15 protein-coding genes are annotated in these 19,783 nt (G+C 29.0%); 7 read left to right on the forward strand and 8 right to left on the reverse strand.

The genetic code is table 11. The features are described 5' to 3' along the window. Positions 1–55: 55 nt before the first annotated feature. The 4 genes from ACXGQT_RS03835 to ACXGQT_RS03850 form a co-directional block, all read right to left on the reverse strand. Positions 56–1,117, reverse strand: coding sequence for a substrate-binding domain-containing protein (locus ACXGQT_RS03835; protein ID WP_457830084.1), 1,062 nt, complete (start codon positions 1,115–1,117; stop codon positions 56–58). A gap of 87 nt (positions 1,118–1,204) precedes the next feature. Beyond that, complete coding sequence (gene uxaC / locus ACXGQT_RS03840; RefSeq protein ID WP_457830085.1) at positions 1,205–2,599, reverse strand: glucuronate isomerase; 1,395 nt, start codon at positions 2,597–2,599, stop codon at positions 1,205–1,207. A gap of 133 nt (positions 2,600–2,732) precedes the next feature. Further along, entirely contained in the window at positions 2,733–3,779 is a 1,047-nt protein-coding gene (locus ACXGQT_RS03845; protein ID WP_457830086.1) for a GntR family transcriptional regulator, read from the reverse strand. A gap of 381 nt (positions 3,780–4,160) precedes the next feature. Continuing rightward, positions 4,161–7,136, reverse strand: coding sequence for a LamG-like jellyroll fold domain-containing protein (locus ACXGQT_RS03850; RefSeq protein WP_457830087.1), 2,976 nt, complete (start codon positions 7,134–7,136; stop codon positions 4,161–4,163). A 392-nt stretch (positions 7,137–7,528) separates the two neighbouring features. On the opposite strand from ACXGQT_RS03850, the gene ACXGQT_RS03855 reads away from it, so the two are divergent. Both ACXGQT_RS03855 and modA read left to right on the forward strand, forming a co-directional pair. After that, entirely contained in the window at positions 7,529–8,524 is a 996-nt protein-coding gene (locus ACXGQT_RS03855) for an alpha/beta fold hydrolase (RefSeq protein WP_457830088.1), read from the forward strand. 16 nt (positions 8,525–8,540) lie between these two features. Beyond that, positions 8,541–9,308, forward strand: a complete 768-nt coding sequence (gene modA / locus ACXGQT_RS03860; protein ID WP_457830089.1) for a molybdate ABC transporter substrate-binding protein — start codon at positions 8,541–8,543, stop codon at positions 9,306–9,308. A 5-nt stretch (positions 9,309–9,313) separates the two neighbouring features. On the opposite strand, the gene ACXGQT_RS03865 is transcribed toward modA, so the two are convergent. Together ACXGQT_RS03865 and ACXGQT_RS03870 are read right to left on the reverse strand one after the other, a co-directional pair. Next, the gene (locus ACXGQT_RS03865) at positions 9,314–10,378 is read right to left on the reverse strand and encodes a polysaccharide lyase family 7 protein (protein WP_457830090.1); all 1,065 of its coding nucleotides are present in this window, start codon (positions 10,376–10,378) and stop codon (positions 9,314–9,316) included. Between the two features lie 41 nt (positions 10,379–10,419). Beyond that, a complete protein-coding gene (locus tag ACXGQT_RS03870) occupies positions 10,420–12,624 on the reverse strand; it encodes a RecQ family ATP-dependent DNA helicase (protein ID WP_457830091.1) in 2,205 nt (734 codons plus the stop codon). Between the two features lie 70 nt (positions 12,625–12,694). On the opposite strand from ACXGQT_RS03870, the gene ACXGQT_RS03875 reads away from it, so the two are divergent. From ACXGQT_RS03875 to lptB, 3 genes are read left to right on the forward strand one after another with little or no spacing between them, the layout of a single operon-like run. Then, entirely contained in the window at positions 12,695–13,657 is a 963-nt protein-coding gene (locus ACXGQT_RS03875; protein ID WP_457830092.1) for a KpsF/GutQ family sugar-phosphate isomerase, read from the forward strand. 3 nt (positions 13,658–13,660) lie between these two features. Further along, the gene (tatC, locus tag ACXGQT_RS03880; protein WP_457830093.1) at positions 13,661–14,464 is read left to right on the forward strand and encodes a twin-arginine translocase subunit TatC; all 804 of its coding nucleotides are present in this window, start codon (positions 13,661–13,663) and stop codon (positions 14,462–14,464) included. Then, positions 14,461–15,210 (forward strand): LPS export ABC transporter ATP-binding protein, encoded by a 750-nt coding sequence (lptB, locus tag ACXGQT_RS03885; protein WP_457830094.1) that lies wholly within the window; start codon positions 14,461–14,463, stop codon positions 15,208–15,210. Before tatC ends, lptB begins: the two co-directional genes overlap by 4 nt. A 77-nt stretch (positions 15,211–15,287) precedes the next feature. Here lptB and ACXGQT_RS03890 read toward each other — a convergent pair whose 3' ends face one another. Beyond that, on the reverse strand, positions 15,288–16,019 hold the full coding sequence (locus tag ACXGQT_RS03890) for a CDP-alcohol phosphatidyltransferase family protein (protein ID WP_457830095.1): 732 nt from the start codon (positions 16,017–16,019) through the stop codon (positions 15,288–15,290). A gap of 149 nt (positions 16,020–16,168) precedes the next feature. Between ACXGQT_RS03890 and ACXGQT_RS03895 the strand changes: the two genes are divergently transcribed. Both ACXGQT_RS03895 and ACXGQT_RS03900 read left to right on the forward strand, forming a co-directional pair. Next, positions 16,169–17,248, forward strand: coding sequence for a putative type IX sorting system protein PorV2 (locus ACXGQT_RS03895; RefSeq protein ID WP_457830096.1), 1,080 nt, complete (start codon positions 16,169–16,171; stop codon positions 17,246–17,248). A 2-nt stretch (positions 17,249–17,250) separates the two neighbouring features. Further along, positions 17,251–18,384 carry an Lnb N-terminal periplasmic domain-containing protein gene (locus ACXGQT_RS03900; RefSeq protein WP_457830097.1) on the forward strand — a complete coding sequence of 378 codons (1,134 nt, stop codon included), beginning with the start codon at positions 17,251–17,253 and terminating at the stop codon, positions 18,382–18,384. On the opposite strand, the gene ACXGQT_RS03905 is transcribed toward ACXGQT_RS03900, so the two are convergent. After that, positions 18,364–19,743, reverse strand: a complete 1,380-nt coding sequence (locus tag ACXGQT_RS03905) for an exopolysaccharide biosynthesis polyprenyl glycosylphosphotransferase (protein WP_457830098.1) — start codon at positions 19,741–19,743, stop codon at positions 18,364–18,366. The genes ACXGQT_RS03900 and ACXGQT_RS03905 overlap by 21 nt on opposite strands. Positions 19,744–19,783: the final 40 nt, after the last annotated feature.

Raw genomic sequence — 19,783 nt, forward strand, 5'->3', positions numbered from 1 at the left:
CTAAAAAAGGGATTTCAAATTATTTTGAAATCCCTTTTTTTATTGTTGGAGTTGCTTATAAAATATCTACTGAAGTTTGTAAATTTTCTTTTATAATAATTTCAATAGGAATATCTACCGTTAAAGATATATTGTCGTCCTGAGTAATTTTTTGAAAAACTTTCATCAATGATTGATATCCTTGTAACTCTGGTTTTTGATTGATTAAATATTGAATATTTTCGTTTTTTAAAGCCTCTATATTTTTTTCATTTAAATCAAATCCAATAGTTTGAATGTCTTTGTATTTTTTAGAAATTATAAAATCTGTAAAAATATAGGATCTTGAATTTGTAATAAAAACTCCTTTTTTACCTTTTAAACTCAACAGTTTTTGCAACTCTTTATTTTCATCTAAACCTTTATCAATATTATGTACAATTGAGTGAACTATAATTTTATTACTTTTTGAATTTAAAAACGTTTTAAAACCTAACTCTCTTTCTTTTTGATTTCCTTGAAAAGCAGCATTTTCTTTCAATGTTAAAGCAACATATTCTCCCTCATCTCCAATGGCATTATGTAATAGTCTGGCAACTACCTCTCCTGCTTTAAATGAATTTTGACAAATAAAATCAGTTTTTGTTACCTTATCATTTTTACTATCTATAAAAACAATTGGTTTGTTACTAACTTCAGAAAAATGAATAAGTTTTTCTGTAAAACCTTCGAACAAACTCACTGAGATCACTCCATCATAATTTCCTTTTATAATTTTATTTACAATGCTTTTATATTGAATAATATCATGAACACTAAAATCCATAAAATCAGCTTTTACTCCGAAATTATTTAGCTCATTTAATGCTTTCTTAATTCCATTTTTAGGAAGATTCCAATAACTAATATCGGTATTGCCTTTGGGTAAAACAACTGCAATATTTACTTTTTTACCTGCAGATAATTTTAACCTACTAGCAATGTTGTTTTTTACATATCCTGTTTGCTTTACAACCTCTAAAACTCGTTCTTTGGTTTTTATTGAAACTCCTGTTCTGTTATTAAGAACCCTATCAACCGTTCCTATAGAGGTTTTAGCTAGTTTGGCTATTTCTTTTATTCCTATAGGTTTTTCCATTTTAAAAAGTAAATTCTGTATATAAAAAAACTTGCTAATTTAGTTAAATTAATTAGCAAGTTTTTAATGTATTTTAATATTTATATCTTAAAAATTTAAATATCCTTTTACGTTGTTATAACAAATATCTTGTACAATTTTTGTTAACCAAGGCATATCGTTAGGCAACTCTCCGTTTTGGATTTTTTCTCCAAAATAGTTACATAATAATCTTCTAAAATATTCATGTCTTGGATAAGATAAGAAACTTCTAGAATCTGTTAACATTCCAATAAAACAAGAAATTAGTCCTAAACTAGACAAAGCATCAAAATGATCTTCTATTCCTTTCTTTTGATCTAAGAACCACCATGAAGCACCATATTGTACTTTTCCTTTCATAGTTCCTTCATTAAAGTTTCCAATCATAGAAGCAAAAACGTAGTTATCTGCAGGGTTTAGGTTATAAATAATAGTTTTACCTAATTTGTCTTTTTTATTTAAGCCGTTTAAAAACTTAGACAAACTTTGTGCTTGAGGAAAATCACCAATAGAATCCCAACCTGTGTCTGGTCCTAAAATGCTTAATTTTCTTGAGTTGTTATTTCTTAAAGCTCCTAAGTGTAATTGTTGTACCCAACCTTTTTCGTGGTATTTTTCAAAAAGAACTACCAAGATAGCTGATTTGTATTCTTCTATTTCTTGAGCTGTTAATACTTTGTTATCTTTTCTTTTTTTGAAAGTAGCATCTACTGATTTTAAATCGAAATCTGCAGCACAAACATTTTCTAAACCATGATCAGAAATTCTACATCCTTTTTCATCAAAAAAGTCTACTCTTTCTCCAATAAAATCAATCAAATCATAAACAGAACTAATATCTTTTTTATATATTTCTTCAGATTTTTCCATGTATTCAATAAAGCCTTCACTTTCTATATTCATAAACCCATCAGGTCTAAAAGAAGCTGTTACTTTAAAAGAATTTCCTTGTGCTTTAATAGCATCATGATATCCCATATCGTACAACGGATCATCAGTAGTACAAATGTGCTCAACATTCATTTTCTTAATCAATCCTTGAGTACTAAATTCTGGTAAACGTAATTTTACAGAAGTTTCTTCGTAAATACTAGCGTGATTTTTTTCAGAAAGTAACTCGTCTATTCCAAAATAACGTTTCATTTCTAAATGAGTCCAGTGATATAATGGATTTAATACTGCATAAGGAACTGTAGATGCCCATTGCTTAAACTTTTCTTCATCTGGTGTATTCCCTGTTATATATTTTTCATCAACACCTAAGGTTCTCATTGCTCTCCACTTATAGTGATCTCCTTTTAACCAAGCTTGAGAAATGTTTTGGAATGATGTATTATTTGCTATTTCATCTGGAGGTAAATGACAGTGATAATCTATAATTGGTAGATCTTTTACTGCATTATATAATTCAACTGCTTTATCATTTTGAAGTAAAAACTGATCATTAATAAAGTTTTTCATTTTATTTTATCTATTTCGAAATTATTAATCGTTAACGTTAACAAATATATTCCATTTTATCCATATGACAAATAAAACTATTGTAGAAAGTACTTATGTAAAGTTGAAATAATGTTTATAAAAAAAGATTGTCTTAAATAGACTTTCTATCAATCAACCTAAATGGATTTTTAATTCTACCAACTTCTTTTTCTTTTAACATATTGGCTGCCGTTTCTCCCATAATTCTAAAATCGGTTGATATAACAGCAATTCCTAACAATCTTTTTAAAGGAGTTTCATTATAAGAAATAACACCAATATCTTTTCCTAAGATTAAATTCTTATCGGTAATAATGTCAATAACTTTTACCAAATCATCATCTTCTATTGTTAAATGTAACTCTCCTTTATTTAATTTTGAGTTTTCATATGAGTCATTTAAAACCTCATATTTTATAAAGTATTCTGAGCAAAATTTAATACATCCGTTTAATATTTTATAATGATATGGATATTTTGTGTCTTTAGGGATTCTTACAATTACTTTTTTATATTTTAAAAGTTTTTTTCTTTGCTCTTTTAAAGCATTATACACATCATTTTCAAAATCTTGATAAATTTCTATAATATCACCGCTAACGGATAAATCATTATTATCTAATATTACTAGTTGATTTGCTGGTATTTTATTTACAATATCTATAGCTTTTTTGGAAAAAGAAAAATCTTTTAAATTATTACTTTTAAAATGAGGCATAATAACGTAATAATCATAATTACCTATATTTTTTTCAATTAGTTTTAAAAAGCGAGATTCATCTCCATGATAAATTTCTACATCTGTATGAAACTTATCTCCTAAATTTTCTATAAAAGAATTGTATGTTTTTGATTTGTAGTCGTTTATTTTATTCATTAAAAAAAGCACATTTTTCTTTAATGATATATCAGTACTACTTATATAGGTTGTTTTCCCTTTGTTTGCAGCAATAATATTTTTTCTTTTTAAAACTTTATAAGCTTTTTCTACTGTATCTCTAGACACGTTATATTCTTTACTAAAGACATTTATAGAAGGTACTGTTTCGTTTTTTTTAATATTTCCATTTGATATATTGTCTATAAAACAATCTACAATTTGTAAATATTTAAATTTATTGGGGTTATTTTCAAACCGCAAATCTTTTAACATATTCATCTTTTCAATTTTTTTTTCAGCAAATTTTATTTTTTTAACACAATAAAATTTTAGTTATCAATTTTTAGACCAAAGATAATATTTCATTTTAAAAACACACTAGTTTGATTTTACAAAACAAAAAACCAAACTAGTAGCTAATAAAAAAACAACTACACACAAATAAATTGAATTATTATAAAGTAAACTTCTAAAATTGATCGTAGGTCAATATTTAAAACATAAAAATCAATGCATATAAAACAAAACATACTGGTATGTCTTTTGTAAAAAACAGTATGTATTTTACTATACTATGATTATATTCTTTATTATTAAAAAAGCTTCTTTTATTAATAAAAAGAAGCTAAAACAAATACTAAACTCTCATAATCAATATATTTATTCAATAACTATTTTTTTATTTATGTTTACATTATTATCTACTACACTTAATATGTAAACACCTGGTAATATTTTATCTGAAATATTAAACGTAAACACTCCGTTGTTATCATAAATTTCATTGCTTTTTAAAACTTCTCTACCTGTTATATCTTTTATTAAAACATTTAAAGTAGATGATTTACTGTTAGGTAAAATTATATTTATTTTGTCCTTTATTGGATTCGGAAAAATCTTAACCTTATTCAGTTTGATATTATTATTACTCAATAATACATTTTCATACAACTCTTCCACTTCCGATGCATTTAAAGCATAATTAAATATTTTAAGTTCATCTATTAATCCTTTATATGGAGCTGGACTAGTACCTGCCAACAATTCGTACTCACCAATATTTCCCAAAATTAAATCACTTACTTCTGCAATACCACCAACTCCAGTTTCATCAAGATCACTAACAAAGCTTCCATTTAAGTATAATTTTAATTTATGCTCTGTAATATCTCTCATAACTACTATATTTTCCCAATCACCTGTAAAAAAAGAACTAGCACTCGTTGATAATTCTTTTTTTGTTACATTATCATCTATGGCAAAACGTAGTTGACTACTTTTAAATTCAATATTATAACGTTTTCCTGTTCCTCCAGTAGATTCGTTATGACTAAAAGAACCTTTACATAATAAATAAGCGCTATTAGACCCTGTTGGCATTAATTCGGTGGCAGCTTTCATCCATATAGAAATAGTAAATGAACTATTATTTAAAAATATTTGATCCTTATTTGGAATGTTTACCATATAAGTATCGTTTGGAGAAGTTGAAAAATTTAATCCATTATTAGCTTTTCCATCAACCCTAACATCTGCATTATCATAATTAACATCTAAAACTCCAACATTATTATAACTTGTTTTATCATCTATATCTCCTCCATCAAAAACAGCTTCATTAAAAGGCCAATACCCAACCATTTCTTCTGGAATATTTGCTATGGTTTTAAACTCCCAAACATCTCCTGTTGTAATTCCTTTATCGTTTACTGCATCAATTCTCCAAAAATAATTTGTGTTATCAACTAAGTTATTTACTTCATACAACGCATTTGAAGAATAGTTCACATCTGATATTTTACTTAGGTTAGAAACATCTGTCCCAAAATAAACTGAATAAGTCGTTGTGTTATCACTCCCAGACCATTTTAAAGTTGTGCTTCCTCCAGATAATTCAACATAATTATACCCTATACTTGGAGTTACAACAGTTGTTTTTGATGGAGCTGTTGGAATTTGAGGTGTTGTAACAGAGGTAATTTGACTATACACAGACCCCCCCGTACTATTAGTTGCCTTAACTCTATAATAATACTTTGTATTGGGTATTAAATTTGTTTCGTTATAAGTAACAACATCTGCACTTAAAGTTTCAATAACGTTAAAATCTACTCCGTTAGTAGAACGTTCTAATACATAGTTTTCTTCATTGTTAGCATTATCATTCCACTTAACTGTTAAAGAACTATTTGGTGGTGTTTCTGTTGATGATTCATTTAAAAAAGTAATGTCTGATGGAGGAATAATAAAATCTGGAGGTGTTTGATTTACCAATCCATTTATGTAAACCTCAATGTTTAAATAAGGTGCATTTGTGTTACTTTCTATTAAAGCATCGGCTGCATCATTTTTATTTAAACCATTATTATCTTCCCAGGTATCTGGCATTCCATCATTGTCTGAATCTAATGGAGATGGTGCAGCATACACATGACCAACTCCTCCGTTAGTAAATGGTAAATCAGATTCTCTATAAACATAAAAAGCTTTTAATCCTTTAGATTTTAAATCATCAATCATTAAGCTATCTACCTGATCTCTTTTAGGATAAGAAGCTCCTACATTTAACACTACATTATCAAAAGCTTGTTGCGCTGAAAGTGATGGATTTTTCATTGGATAATCATAAGGAGTAAGCTGAATACTTGATTCATCTCCTGTTGGGTATCCTGTTAAATCTTCTGGCACTAAATCACCATTAAGATTTCCATCTCTATCGTTATCAAAATAATTTCCAGAACCATATAAAAAGAAGTTCGCATTTCCTCTGTTAAAAGGAGTTGTTCTTGTGGTTCCTGTATTAGGACCTCCTATAAAATAATTATTAATAATGTTTACATTAGAAATTCCATCAGAATCTCCTCCCATAATATAAGCTTCTCCTGACTCCGTATGTCCATATGTATTTCCATAATTACCCCAATTATAAACCACATTGTTTACAAACTCATTAATACCTTTTACTTTTGGGTTACGTGTTTTATTACCAATGTAAAGATTCCCTATTAAACTTACTTTACCTCCAGAAGGTTGAATTAATCCACCGGCCGAATGATTGTGTCTATGTAAACCGTGTCCTATAATAGAATTTTGTACTGTAATATTATCTGGACTTGTTCCTTTACCATCCCAATTTATAGAAAACACCTCGTCTGTTCCCCAAGTAAAGGTCATATGATCAAAAATCATATTTTCTCCATTAGATAAACCCGAAGCATCTTGGTTTTTTGCAGCCCCACCAAAACGAATACGAATATAACGTGCAATGGTATTACTTGCTCCTGTAAATGTTACTCTTGGACCATATAAAACTATTCCTTCTCCAGTAGCTGTTTGACCAGCAATTGTTGTATTCTTAGCAACTACAATGGCCGATTGTAAATTAATAATTCCACCAACCTTAAATATTACAAACCTCCCCTCCTGACTTACAGCATCTCTAAAAGACCCTGGACCACTATCATTTAAATTGGTGACTAAATAAATTTGTGGATTGGCATGTCCCCTTGCTCCTGTTGTGTATTTCCCAAATCCAGTCGCTTCTGGAAAAGCCAATGTCTGTGCACTAAAATTCCAAGCAGAGATAAATAATATTGATATTACTAGCAATTTAATTTTTTTCTTAAATAAGTTCATTTTTAATTTTTTATATAATTGTTTAGTTTACACTTGCAATTTGCTAACAAAACAAAACACAAACAAATAATATTGTACTTATAAACCTATAAAATTGTACATATAACAACAAAACACCCAAGAAACAGAAAATACAGCAAAAAAAACTGTAACAATAACAATATACTACACAAACAAAACTTTTGAAAATCAAAAAGCATGTTGATTTCTTTAGGTGTTTCAATTCTATTTTTTATGTGATTTTAATTTATTTAGAAAAGGATGAATTTAAAACTAAAGGAATAACTCAAAAAAGACAAATCATAAAAAATCACTTTTTAACTATATTTACTTGGCAACATTTTTGCTTTAAAGTTGTAGATTAGTCCATAACAAATCCTTAAAATTCTCTTATGAAGATTAAAATATTTCTAGTACTTCTAACTAGTTGTTTTACTTTATTTTCTCAAAATGAAAAACTACAATGGTTAGACCTAATGCTTAGTAATTATGAATATCCTTATCCTGTAAAAAACTTTACAATACAAAGCCAACAACAAGAGCTTATAATGGGATATATGGATGTAAAACCCGATAATTTTAACGGAAAATCTATTGTATTATTTCATGGAAAAAATTTTAATGGTGCTTATTGGAACACTACTACAAAGGCATTAACAAAAAAAGGATATCGTGTAATTATTCCTGATCAAATTGGTTTTGGTAAATCATCTAAACCACAACAATTTCAATATTCTTTTCAGGAATTGGCAAAAAACACCAAAGCTTTATTAAACTACTTAAAAGTTGACAAAACGGCCATTTTAGGGCATTCTATGGGTGGAATGTTAGCCACTAGGTTTGCTTTAATGTACCCTGAAACTACAGAGAAATTAATACTAGAAAACCCTATTGGTTTAGAAGATTGGAAACTAGTAGTTCCATATAAAACTATAGATTGGTGGTATCAATCTGAATTAAAGAAAACTTACAAAAGCATTAAAACATACCAATTAAATAGCTATTACGATGGCAAATGGAAGCCAGAATATGATGAATGGGTTAACCTTTTGGCAGGTTGGACTTTAAATTCTGATTATAAAAAAATTGCATGGAATGCTGCTTTAACTTATGACATGATTTTTAATCAACCGGTGGTTTATGAGTTTAAAAACATTAAATGTCCTACATTATTAATTATTGGAACAAGAGATAGAACCGCTTTAGGCAAACCTTTAGTATCTGAAAAAATTAGAAAGACAATGGGACTATATGAAAACTTAGGAAAAATAACACAACAAAAAATTCCTAATTGTGAATTGGTAGAAATTAACAATATTGGACATTTACCTCACATAGAAAGCTTTAACAAGTTTATAACTCCTTTAACTATTTTTTTAGCTAAATAATTAACCCTTTTATATGATGTCTAAAACAATATTTTATTTATTGTTTATTTGCTTGTTTATAAGTGCGTGTAATCCTAAACAAAACAAAAAAGAACAAAAAGTTGTAATTGCTACTGCTGCAAATATGCAATTTGCAATGAAAGAAATTGCGAAAAAATTTTACCAAGAAAAAGGAATTAAATGTGAAATTGTAATTAGTTCATCGGGTAAATTAACGGCACAAATTAAAGAAGGAGCTCCTTATGATGTATTTGTGGCTGCTAACATGAAATACCCTAAGGAAGTCTATAAATCTGGTTTTACTCATACAAAACCTAGAGTTTATGCTTTTGGAAAGTTGGTTTTATGGTCTATGGATAAAAATGTACATCCTAGTTTAGATGAATTTACCAATCCTAAAATAAATCATATTGCATTGGCAAATCCAGACACTGCTCCTTACGGATATGCTTCTGTAGAAGTTTTAAAAAACATAAATATATATAATCAAATAAAAGATAAATTGGTTTATGGTGAAAGTATTTCTCAAACCAATCAGTTTATAACTTTACAATCTGCAGAAATAGGTTTTACAGCAATGTCTGTAGTTTTATCTCCAGAAATGAAAGGTAAAGGAAATTGGATTGAAATAAATAAAATTAATTACACCCCAATTAAACAGGGAGTCGTTGTTATTAAACATAAAAACAAAATAAATCCATTAGCTATGACTTTTTATGACTTTTTGTTTTCCAATATGGCTCAAAAAATTTTACAAGACTACGGATATGACGTTCAACTATAAATTTATTATTCACCAACCGGTAAAGTACCTTCTCCTAAAGAACTATTTTTAAACCATACTTCTGTATAGCATCCATTTGCATATTGTTTGGCAATATCTCCATTGTATGTTTCTGCTCCTGTACTCCAAACAATGTTTTTTTCAGGATCTTTTCCATTGGTTTGGTTATAAGCTCCTTGTTTAAAAATCTGTAATTGATTTGCATATGCATTTTCTTGCTCAACTCCATCTCTACCAATTGCAGCATACAATGAATGAATTTGTTGAGGAATATCTGATTTTTTTGAGAATTCAGACTTTAATAAGTTTTTAGTAAATTTTACAGTTTCATGACCTTGGCTTGTAAAAGTAATATACATAATACCTTTATATACATTTACCTCATAGCTAAACTCCTCACCAATTTCAATTCCATCTTTTGGTTCTTCAGGATAAGTCGTTGGGCTATCTCCTACAACAGACATATTATTTCCCCATACAGCAGAGGAGTAATCCCATCTTTTTGAATTGGATCCTTCGGTATTAATTTCATAGTTCCAAAAAACAGAACCTTTTTTGTGACCTGGGAATTTTTTGTAAAAAATTTTTAAAGGTTCATTTTCATGACCTTCCATTCCATGAATTTGTCCAACCACAACAGAATATGAAGCTGCAACCCTAGCATCTCCAGAAGTTGAAACATGCATTACTTTTAAAGTACCTGTTAACTTACCTCCTACTTCTGTTTTCCATTGTTTTTTTTGCCCCAACTCAGTTCTGGTATTACTGGATGTTTTAGAAGTAATTCCTGAATTTGGTGTTTTATAAACTACCCAGTCTGTTTTTCCATCATTAGAAACATAAAAAAAATCTTTATGTTCATAATTTATTAAATTTTCACTTCTAGTTCCATCACCACATAATACCTTCCATTCTTTCATAAATGGAATGACATCACTAGGGTAAGTAGTTAATGCTACTTCTTTTTGATTTGATTTCTTTTTAGAATTAAAACAGCTATTCAATAATATGGTAACACTGATGAACATAAAACATTGTACAAAAAATTTAACTTTTTTTATATTCATCATTCTATACTTTGTTTAGCTTTAGGTATTTGTAACAAATTTTATTAATTCGCAACTTCACTAATAAATTTAATTCTCATCAGCCTTAGTTCCTCATCATCATAATCTCCATCAAACTCTTCAATAGCTAATTTTATATTATCCGTTTCAGCATCCATAAAATAATCATAAATCTCTTCTTGTTGGTCCTCATCTAAAATATCTTCTAAATAATAGTCTATATTTAATTTTGTACCTGAAAAAACAATAGATTCTATTTCTTTAATCAATTCTGACATTTCTAGCCCTTTGGCTCTAGCAATATCTTCTAAAGGCAACTTACGATCTGTATTTTGAATAATATATAATTTTAATCCAGATTTTTCTCCAGTAGTTTTAACTACCATATCATCTGGTTTGTCTATATTATTTTCTTCTACATATTTAGCTATTAAAGCAATAAATTCTTTTCCGAATTTTTTAGCCTTCCCGTCTCCTACACCATGAATGTTTGATAATTCTTCAATAGAAGTTGGATATTTTAAGGTCATATCCTCTAAAGAAGGATCTTGAAAAATAGCATAAGGAGGAATTCCTTTTTTCTTACCTACATCTTTACGCAAAGATTTTAACAAGCCCATTAACTGCTCGTCAGTTGTAATAGCTGCTTTGTTTTTTGCATTTGCTATAATAATAGATTTATCATCCTCATCAACATAAACATGATCTTCTGTCATCATAAAAGAAACAGGTTTTTTAAGAAAATCTAATCCTTGTTTGGTGATTTTCACCACTCCATATTGTTCAATTTCCTTACGCAAATACCCTGCTACCAAGGTTTGACGAATCAATGCTGTCCAATATTCATTACTCTTATCTTTTCCTATTCCAAAGAAATCTCTTTCATTGGTTTTATGAGAAATAAGCATGGCATTTGCTTTCCCCATTAGAGTAGCTACCAAATCTTTAGCTTTGTATTTTTCTTTAGAACCTTTAACTACTTTTAATAATTTTGTTACACAATCAGTAGCTTCTGATTGCTTTTTAGGATTTTTAGTATTGTCATCCATTTTGGCTCCTAATCCGTTTACAGGATCAAACTCTTCTCCAAAATAATGTAACAAATACTGTCTTCTACTCATAGAAGTTTCTGCATAACCAACAACTTCTTGTAACAAAGCATGACCTAATTCTTGTTCAGAAACAGGTTTGTTTGCCATAAATTTCTCTAACTTTTCTATGTCTTTATAAGCATAAAACGCAAGACAATATCCTTCACCATCATCACGGCCAGCTCTACCAGTTTCTTGATAATAACTTTCTAAACTTTTAGGAATATCATGGTGAATAACAAAACGAACATCTGGTTTATCAATTCCCATTCCAAAAGCAATGGTTGCTACAATTACATCAACATCTTCCATTAAGAACATATCTTGATGTTTTGATCTTGATTTGGCATCTAAACCAGCATGATAAGGGAGTGCTGAAATTCCGTTTACTTGCAATGTTTGGGCTAGTTCTTCAACCTTTTTTCTACTCAAACAATAAATGACTCCTGATTTACCTGGTCTTTGTTTTATAAAGCGAATGATGTCTGTAACAACATCTTTTGTTTTAGGTTTTACTTCATAAAACAAATTAGGACGATTAAACGATGCCTTAAAAGTATTGGCATTGTTCATTCCCAAAGTTTTTATAATATCTTCTTGAACTTTTGGGGTTGCTGTTGCTGTTAAACCTATAATTGGTACATCACCAATTCTTTCTATAATTTTTCTAAGGTTTCTGTACTCTGGTCTAAAATCATGTCCCCATTCAGAAATACAATGTGCCTCGTCAATAGCAAAAAAAGAAATGTTTTGAGTTTTTAAAAAATCAACATATTCTTCTTTAGTTAAAGACTCAGGAGCTACATATAAAAGCTTGGTAATACCTGTTTCTATATCAGATTTTACCCTAGCAATTTCTGTTTTGTTTAATGATGAATTTAATACATGTGCAACTCCTTGGTGTTCTGAAATACCTCTAATAGCATCTACCTGATTTTTCATCAATGCAATTAACGGTGAAACCACAATAGCCGTTCCCTCTTTCATTAACGCTGGAAGTTGATAACAAAGTGATTTTCCTCCACCTGTTGGCATTATTACAAAGGTGTCGTTTCCTTCTGCAATACTCCTCACTACATCTTCTTGTAAACCCTTAAATTTGTTGAAGCCAAAATACTTTTTTAGCGGGCTGTACAAATCAATTTTATCTTGATTCATAATAATTGTATGCTAATTTTAAATACATTTGCAATTAAAGATATAACTTTTTAAGTAAAAAATTACAACCTTGAATAACAATATACTTTCAATTGCCAAGAAAACTATTGACCTTGAAAGCAATGCGATTGCTAATTTAACCAAATTAATTGATTCAAATTTTGAAAATGCTATAAAATGTATCCTCCAATCTAAAGGAAGGGTAATTATTACAGGTATTGGAAAGAGTGCTGTTATTGCTACTAAAATTGTTGCCACCATGAACTCTACAGGTACACCAGCTATTTTTATGCATGCTGCAGATGCTATTCATGGAGATTTAGGAGTAATTCAAGAAGATGATGTAGTCATTTGTATTTCTAAAAGTGGAAATACACCTGAAATAAAAGTTTTAATTCCATTAATAAAAAGAAACAACAATCCTATTATTGCCATTACAGGTAATATAGATTCTTTTTTAGGTACGCAAGCTACTTATACTTTAAATACTTATGTAGAAAAAGAAGCCTGTCCTAACAACTTGGCTCCAACTACAAGTACAACGGCACAATTAGTGATGGGTGATGCTATAGCTGTAACGTTGTTAGAATTAAACGAATTTAGTAGTAAAGATTTTGCAAAATATCATCCAGGTGGTGCACTTGGAAAACGCTTGTATTTACGTGTTCGTGATTTGGTTGAAAAAAATGAAGTTCCAAAAGTTAATACTAACACAAGTGTTAAAGAAAGTTTGTTGGAGATTTCTAACAAACGTTTAGGAGCTACAGCTGTGTTAGATAATAATAAATTAGTTGGTATTATTACCGATGGGGATATTAGACGTATGTTAAATAAAAGTGATGACTTTTTAAGTTTAACAGCTAAAGACATTATGTCTATTTCACCAAAAACAATTGATGTTGATGCCATGGCTATAGAGGCAATGCAAACAATGGAAAACAATAATATTTCTCAATTAATTGCTATTGATAAAAAAGGTAATTATATGGGAATTATACACATACACGATTTAATTAAAGAAGGGATTTTTTAAAACATGGGAACAGAAAAAGAAATGTCTTTTTTAGACCATCTTGAAGAATTAAGATGGCACTTGGTAAGATCCACCATTTGTATAATGGTTGTGGCAATTGTCTTGTTTATTTATCAAAAAACTGTTTACAATGAGTTTTTATTAGCTCATTTAAATCCTAATTTTATTACCTATCAATGGTTTTGTAATGCTTTTACAAATTTAGGGATGGATAGTGATTTCTGTAATATTTCTTTTAATGCCAAGCTCCAAAGTTTATCTCCTACCAACCAGTTAATGAACGCTATGTGGTCTAGTTTTATACTAGGTATTATTTTATCGTTTCCTTATATTGTTTGGGAAATGATGAAATTTATTACTCCTGGTCTTACTCCAACGGAACAAAAAAAGAGTAAAGGATTTATTGTAGTAGCTACTTTTTTATTGGTCTTAGGTTTGATGTTTAGTTTTTACATCATTTCTCCTATGTCCGTTTATTTCTTCTACAACTATCAAATTACAGATACTATTGTAAATAATTTTCAGTTTGATAGTTATATCACTTTAATTACCAACACCCTTTTAGGAGTTTCTGTGGTTTTTGAATTGCCTTTGGTGGTTTATTTTTTGACCAAGTTTGGATTGATTACTCCAGAATTTTTAAAGAAATATAGAAAACATGCCTTGGTACTAGTTTTGGTAGTTTCTGCTATTATTACTCCACCAGACATTGCTAGTCAAATTATTGTAGCCATTCCAATTTTAATTCTATACGAAGTAAGTATTGTAGTATCTAGATTTCTTGTTAAAAAACAAACTCAAGCATGATTTTAAGAGCAGATAATATTCAGAAAATCTACGGAAGTAGAAAAGTAGTAAAAGGAATTTCTTTAGAAGTAGAACAAGGAGAAATTATTGGTTTATTAGGTCCTAATGGAGCTGGTAAAACTACTTCTTTTTATATGATTGTGGGAATGGTAAAACCTAATGAAGGTCATATATACTTAGACGATAAAGAAATCACCGACTATGCTATGTACAAACGTGCGCAACACGGAATTGGATATTTAGCTCAAGAAGCCTCCGTATTTAGAAAATTAACTGTTGAAGAAAATATTTTATCGGTATTACAATTTACAGATAAGACCAAAGAAGAACAAAAACAAAAGTTAGAAGAACTCATTGCTGAATTTAGCTTAGGACACGTGAGAACCAACAGAGGTGATTTACTTTCTGGTGGTGAAAGACGTAGAACTGAAATTGCTCGTTGTTTGGCTTCAGATCCTAAGTTTATTTTACTAGATGAACCTTTTGCTGGTGTAGACCCTATTGCTGTTGAAGATATTCAGTCTATTGTAGCTACCTTAAAAAACAAAAACATTGGTATTTTAATTACCGATCACGATGTACAAGCTACTTTGGCTATTACAGATAAAACATACTTAATGTACCAGGGAGGAATTTTAAAAAGTGGAACTCCTCAAGAACTAGCTGATGACGAAATGGTAAGACGTGTTTATTTAGGTGAAAGTTTTATTTTAAAAGAAAATAAGTTTAAGAAAAAAGTTGAGTAGTGAAAAACACTAATCTAAAAACAAACTACCAACTACTTAATACTTTGTACAATTTCATCAACAAAAAAGTTTAGACCTTACTTATTTCTACTATTACTAATCATGGATAGAGCTAGATAAGTTAAAATAATCATTGGTAAAGCAGCTAATTTTAATACAAAAATTAAGACAACAGATAAGATTAAAAAAATGTATTTTAACTTGTTTTCTGCAAATCCAAAAGACTTAAATTTTAAAGCAAATAATTCTATTTTGGCATTTAACATATAACAGCTCAAAGCTGTAATTAAAATTAGTAAATACTCGTTTTCTAGTATATAACTTATATATTCATACTCATCATATATTTGCATTAAAGGCAATGATAAAATAAACAAAGTGTTTGCTGGAGTTGGCAAGCCTATAAAGTTCTCTTTTTGATTGACATCGATATTAAAATTTGCCAACCTATAACAAGAAGCCATGGTAATGGTAAAACCTAACAAAGCTAAAAAAGGGAAATTCTGAAAACCATCTGTAAAGCTTAAAGGCTCTTGACTACTTGCCTTTAACAACATCTGAGACATTACAATACCTGGTACTACTCCACTAGTAACCATGTCTGCTAAAGAATCTAGTTGTGTTCCTAACTCACTCTGTACATGTAACAATCTTGCTACAAATCCATCAAAAAAGTCAAAAACAATCCCCAACATTACAAACAATACTGCAAACTGAATTTGATTATTAATGGCATATATCACAGCAATACACCCTGACAACAAGTTTAACAACGTAATTAGGTTGGGTAAAAACTTTATTAGTTTCATAAAAATAGATTTTCAATAATCAATACAAATCTAATCATAGTTTTGTTTATGTGAATATAATTAAGTTAATTTAAATTTCATATCTAAACTAGAATTGAAACAATATATTTGTAGAATAATATAAGCTAACTAAACAAACGAATTCTCTTTTGAAGAAATATTTATTATTATTTATAATACTAGCTACTTCCATAGTTTCTCATGCACAATTGGTTCGTAGTTACTCTAACGAGTTTTTAAATATTGGTGTTGGAGCAAGAGCTATGGCTATGGGAAAATCAGTATCATCTTTTGTTTCTGGTGTAGAAGCTGGTTATTGGAATCCTGCAGGTGTTATTACAGTGCAAGATTTAGAACTTACAGGTATGCACAATTCTTTGTTTTCTGGTATCGGTTCTTACGACTATTTTGCTGCAGCACTTCCAATAGAAAGAGATGATTTGGCTTTTAGTATTTCTGTAATTCGCTTAGGAGTAGATAATATTTTAAATACTACAAATTTAATAGATAGCAACGGAAATATAAACTATAATAATATTAGCACTTTTTCTAGTAATGATATCTCCGCCATTTTAAGTATTGCTAAGCATTTGCCTAAACTACATTTAAATGTTGGAGTAAACGGAAAAATTATTAGAAGAAATATTGGTGATTTTGCTATTGGCCATGGATTTGGTTTTGATATTGGTGCTCAATATCAATTCAAAAACCTTAAAATAGGTTTAATGCTTCGTGATATTACTACCACTTTTACCGCTTGGACAGTTAAAGATGCTATTTTTGATGATATTGCCAATGCACAAACCAATCAAGATGGTGTAAATCAAGCAAAGCCTGAAAACTACGAAATAACCCTTCCTAAATTTCAATTCGGGTTGTCATATTTTAAGCAATTAAATCAAAAATATTCTTTATTAACTGCTGTTGATATTATTGGTAGATTTACACAAACCAACGATATAGTATCTACCAAATATGCAAGTTTTACACCTAGTTTAGGATTAGAACTAGGTTATAAAGGATTTTCATTTTTTAGAGCTGGAATAGGAAACATTCAAAAAGAAGTTGATTTTGACAACTCTATTTCTACCTCTATTGAGCCTAATATAGGAATTGGATTTAAATACAAAAAAATATACATAGACTACGCGCTAACCAATGTTGGTGCTAGTTCTGGTGTAAACTATTCTAATGTTTTTTCTCTTAAAATAGAATTAAACGAATTCTGATAATGAAATTTTTATATCCTCTACTTTTTTTGATTAGCCTTTCTTTGTTTTCTCAAAAGGTTGAGTTATCAGATAAAGCTGAAGTTAGTGTTTTAACTTGTGCTCCTGGACAAAATGAATTGTATGCTGCTTTTGGACATAGTGCTATAAGAGTAAAAGATCCTGCTCATAACATAGATAGAGTATATAATTATGGAACTTTTGATTTTAACACACCTAACTTTTATTTAAAATTCTGCAAAGGACAACTTTTATACCAATTAAGTAGTTATGAATACAAGTATTTTCCATATGAGTATTATAAAGAAAATAGATGGATTAAGTCTCAAGTTTTAAACTTTACTAAAGAAGAAAACCAAAAAATATTTGACTATTTAGAATGGAATGCTTTAGCTGAAAATAAAGATTATTTATATGATTTTTTCTATGATAATTGTGCTACTAAAATGTACGAAGTGATTGAGAAAAGTGTAGGAAAAATTGACTTTAACTATAGTGAATTCCCAAAAGATTTAACACATAGAGATTTAATTCACAAATATTTGGCTAAAAACTCATGGTCAAAATTTGGAATTGATTTGGCTTTAGGAGCCGTTATTGATAAGAAAGCCACTTTAAAACAATACATGTTTTTACCAGACTATGTATATTCTGGATTAAAAGACAGTACCATTAATGGAAAAAAATTAGTTAAAAATGATGGTTTTATTTTACCCGATCATCAATTAGCATTGCCTAAAACTCCCTTTTTACTAAGTCCTTTATTTTTATCCATCCTTATCATTTCCATTACTTTTTATTTAAGGATTTTTAACAAGGAGACACGTGTTTGGTTCAATGTAGTTTCCATTACTTACGGAGTATTAGGACTTGTACTTTTTGCTTTGTGGTTTTTAACTGAACATAGTACTACCAAAATAAATATGAATCTTTTATGGGCCAATCCTTTACTGCTTTGCTATCCATTTATAAAAGCTAGTAGGTTAAAACAGTTTTGCTATTTTGGTTTGGCTTGTTTGGGAGGTTTCTTATTTATAGCAATTACTGGTTTTCAACAATTTGATTTTAGTTTTTATGTGCTGGCAAGCTGTTTAATTCCTCTATACCTAAAACCTTTATTGACCTTTAAAATATAAAACAGTGTTAATTGTTTTAATAACTATTTTAAAGTCCATAAACAATCCTCTTTTTTTTATATAGTACAAATCATACCTAAGTTTTTTCTTTTGCTCTTCTACCGTAGCAGCATATGGATACATTACTTGTGCCCAACCTGTGAGCCCAGGTTTTACAACGTGTCTTATAGCATATAAAGGTATTTTATACTCTAGTTCCTTTACAAACTCAGGTCTTTCTGGTCTTGGTCCTATTAAACTCATTTCCCCTTTTAAAACATTCCAAAACTGAGGAATTTCATCTATTCTTGTTTTTCTTAAAAACTTACCAAAAGGAGTTATTCTTGCATCATTTTTACTAGCCCATTGAGCTCCGTTTTTTTCAGCAGTAGTAACCATAGACCTAAATTTTACAATCTTAAAAATTTTTCCTTTTGCTCCTACTCTTTCTTGTTTATAAAAAAGTCCTCCTCTACTCGCTAATAAATTACCTAGCAAAACAAATGGAATTAATATTGCCATTACTAATATACCTAAAAGCCCTGCTAAAATATCTAAGCATCGCATAGCAAATAAATAAAGTCTATTCTCGTGATTTTGACTAAAATTAAAATACTTATAAAAGTTTTTGGTTAAATTTTCCTCAGGCACACAAAAAGTAACTCTTTCTATATAATCTTCATAGCTTAGAATATTGATTCCTTGTTCAAAATAATGGGCTAATTTTTGATTTAATAGTGCTGCATTTTCTTCTGAAAACCCACGTAGTGATATTATTAACTCTTTAATATCGTTTTTATGAATAATCTCATCAATCTGATTTACTTCTAAAAATCCATCTACATCTTCTAAACTATTTTCACTTACATAACCATACATATCGTTATCGGGAGAATGGTGTTTTACATGGTGAATTAAAGGCTTTAAAAGTGTATCATCTCCACAAATTAATAACACAAACTTGTAAAATTGTTTGTCAGAAATTGTAAATATGTAAATATTTCTCCATAAAAAAATTGAAGAAAATATACATAGAAAAAAAATTAAAATTTCAATTCTATTTCCCGGTAAAACGGGTGTTAAAAGTGGTGTATATAAATATGTTAAACAACATACAATAGTAACAACAAATAAATTTCTTATTGTTTTAAACCTACTAGCAGCCTCCACCAAATTATACATTTCAAAAACTTGGGCAGCTATTAAATAATAAACCAATAAAGTTAGTGTGTTTTTTGATATAGGATTTTGTAATAAATTAATGTAATTAAAATTAAAAAACTTATTGCAAAAAGAAAGTCCAATACCTAGAAAGAGTACATCTATTATTCTTAATAGAATAATCCTTTCAGACAAATATAATCTTGTTTTAGGAATCATTAATTTAGTTAAGTTTAAGTAGTTTAGCTGAAACAAAGAT

This window comes from Wenyingzhuangia sp. IMCC45467 (genome assembly GCF_054111205.1).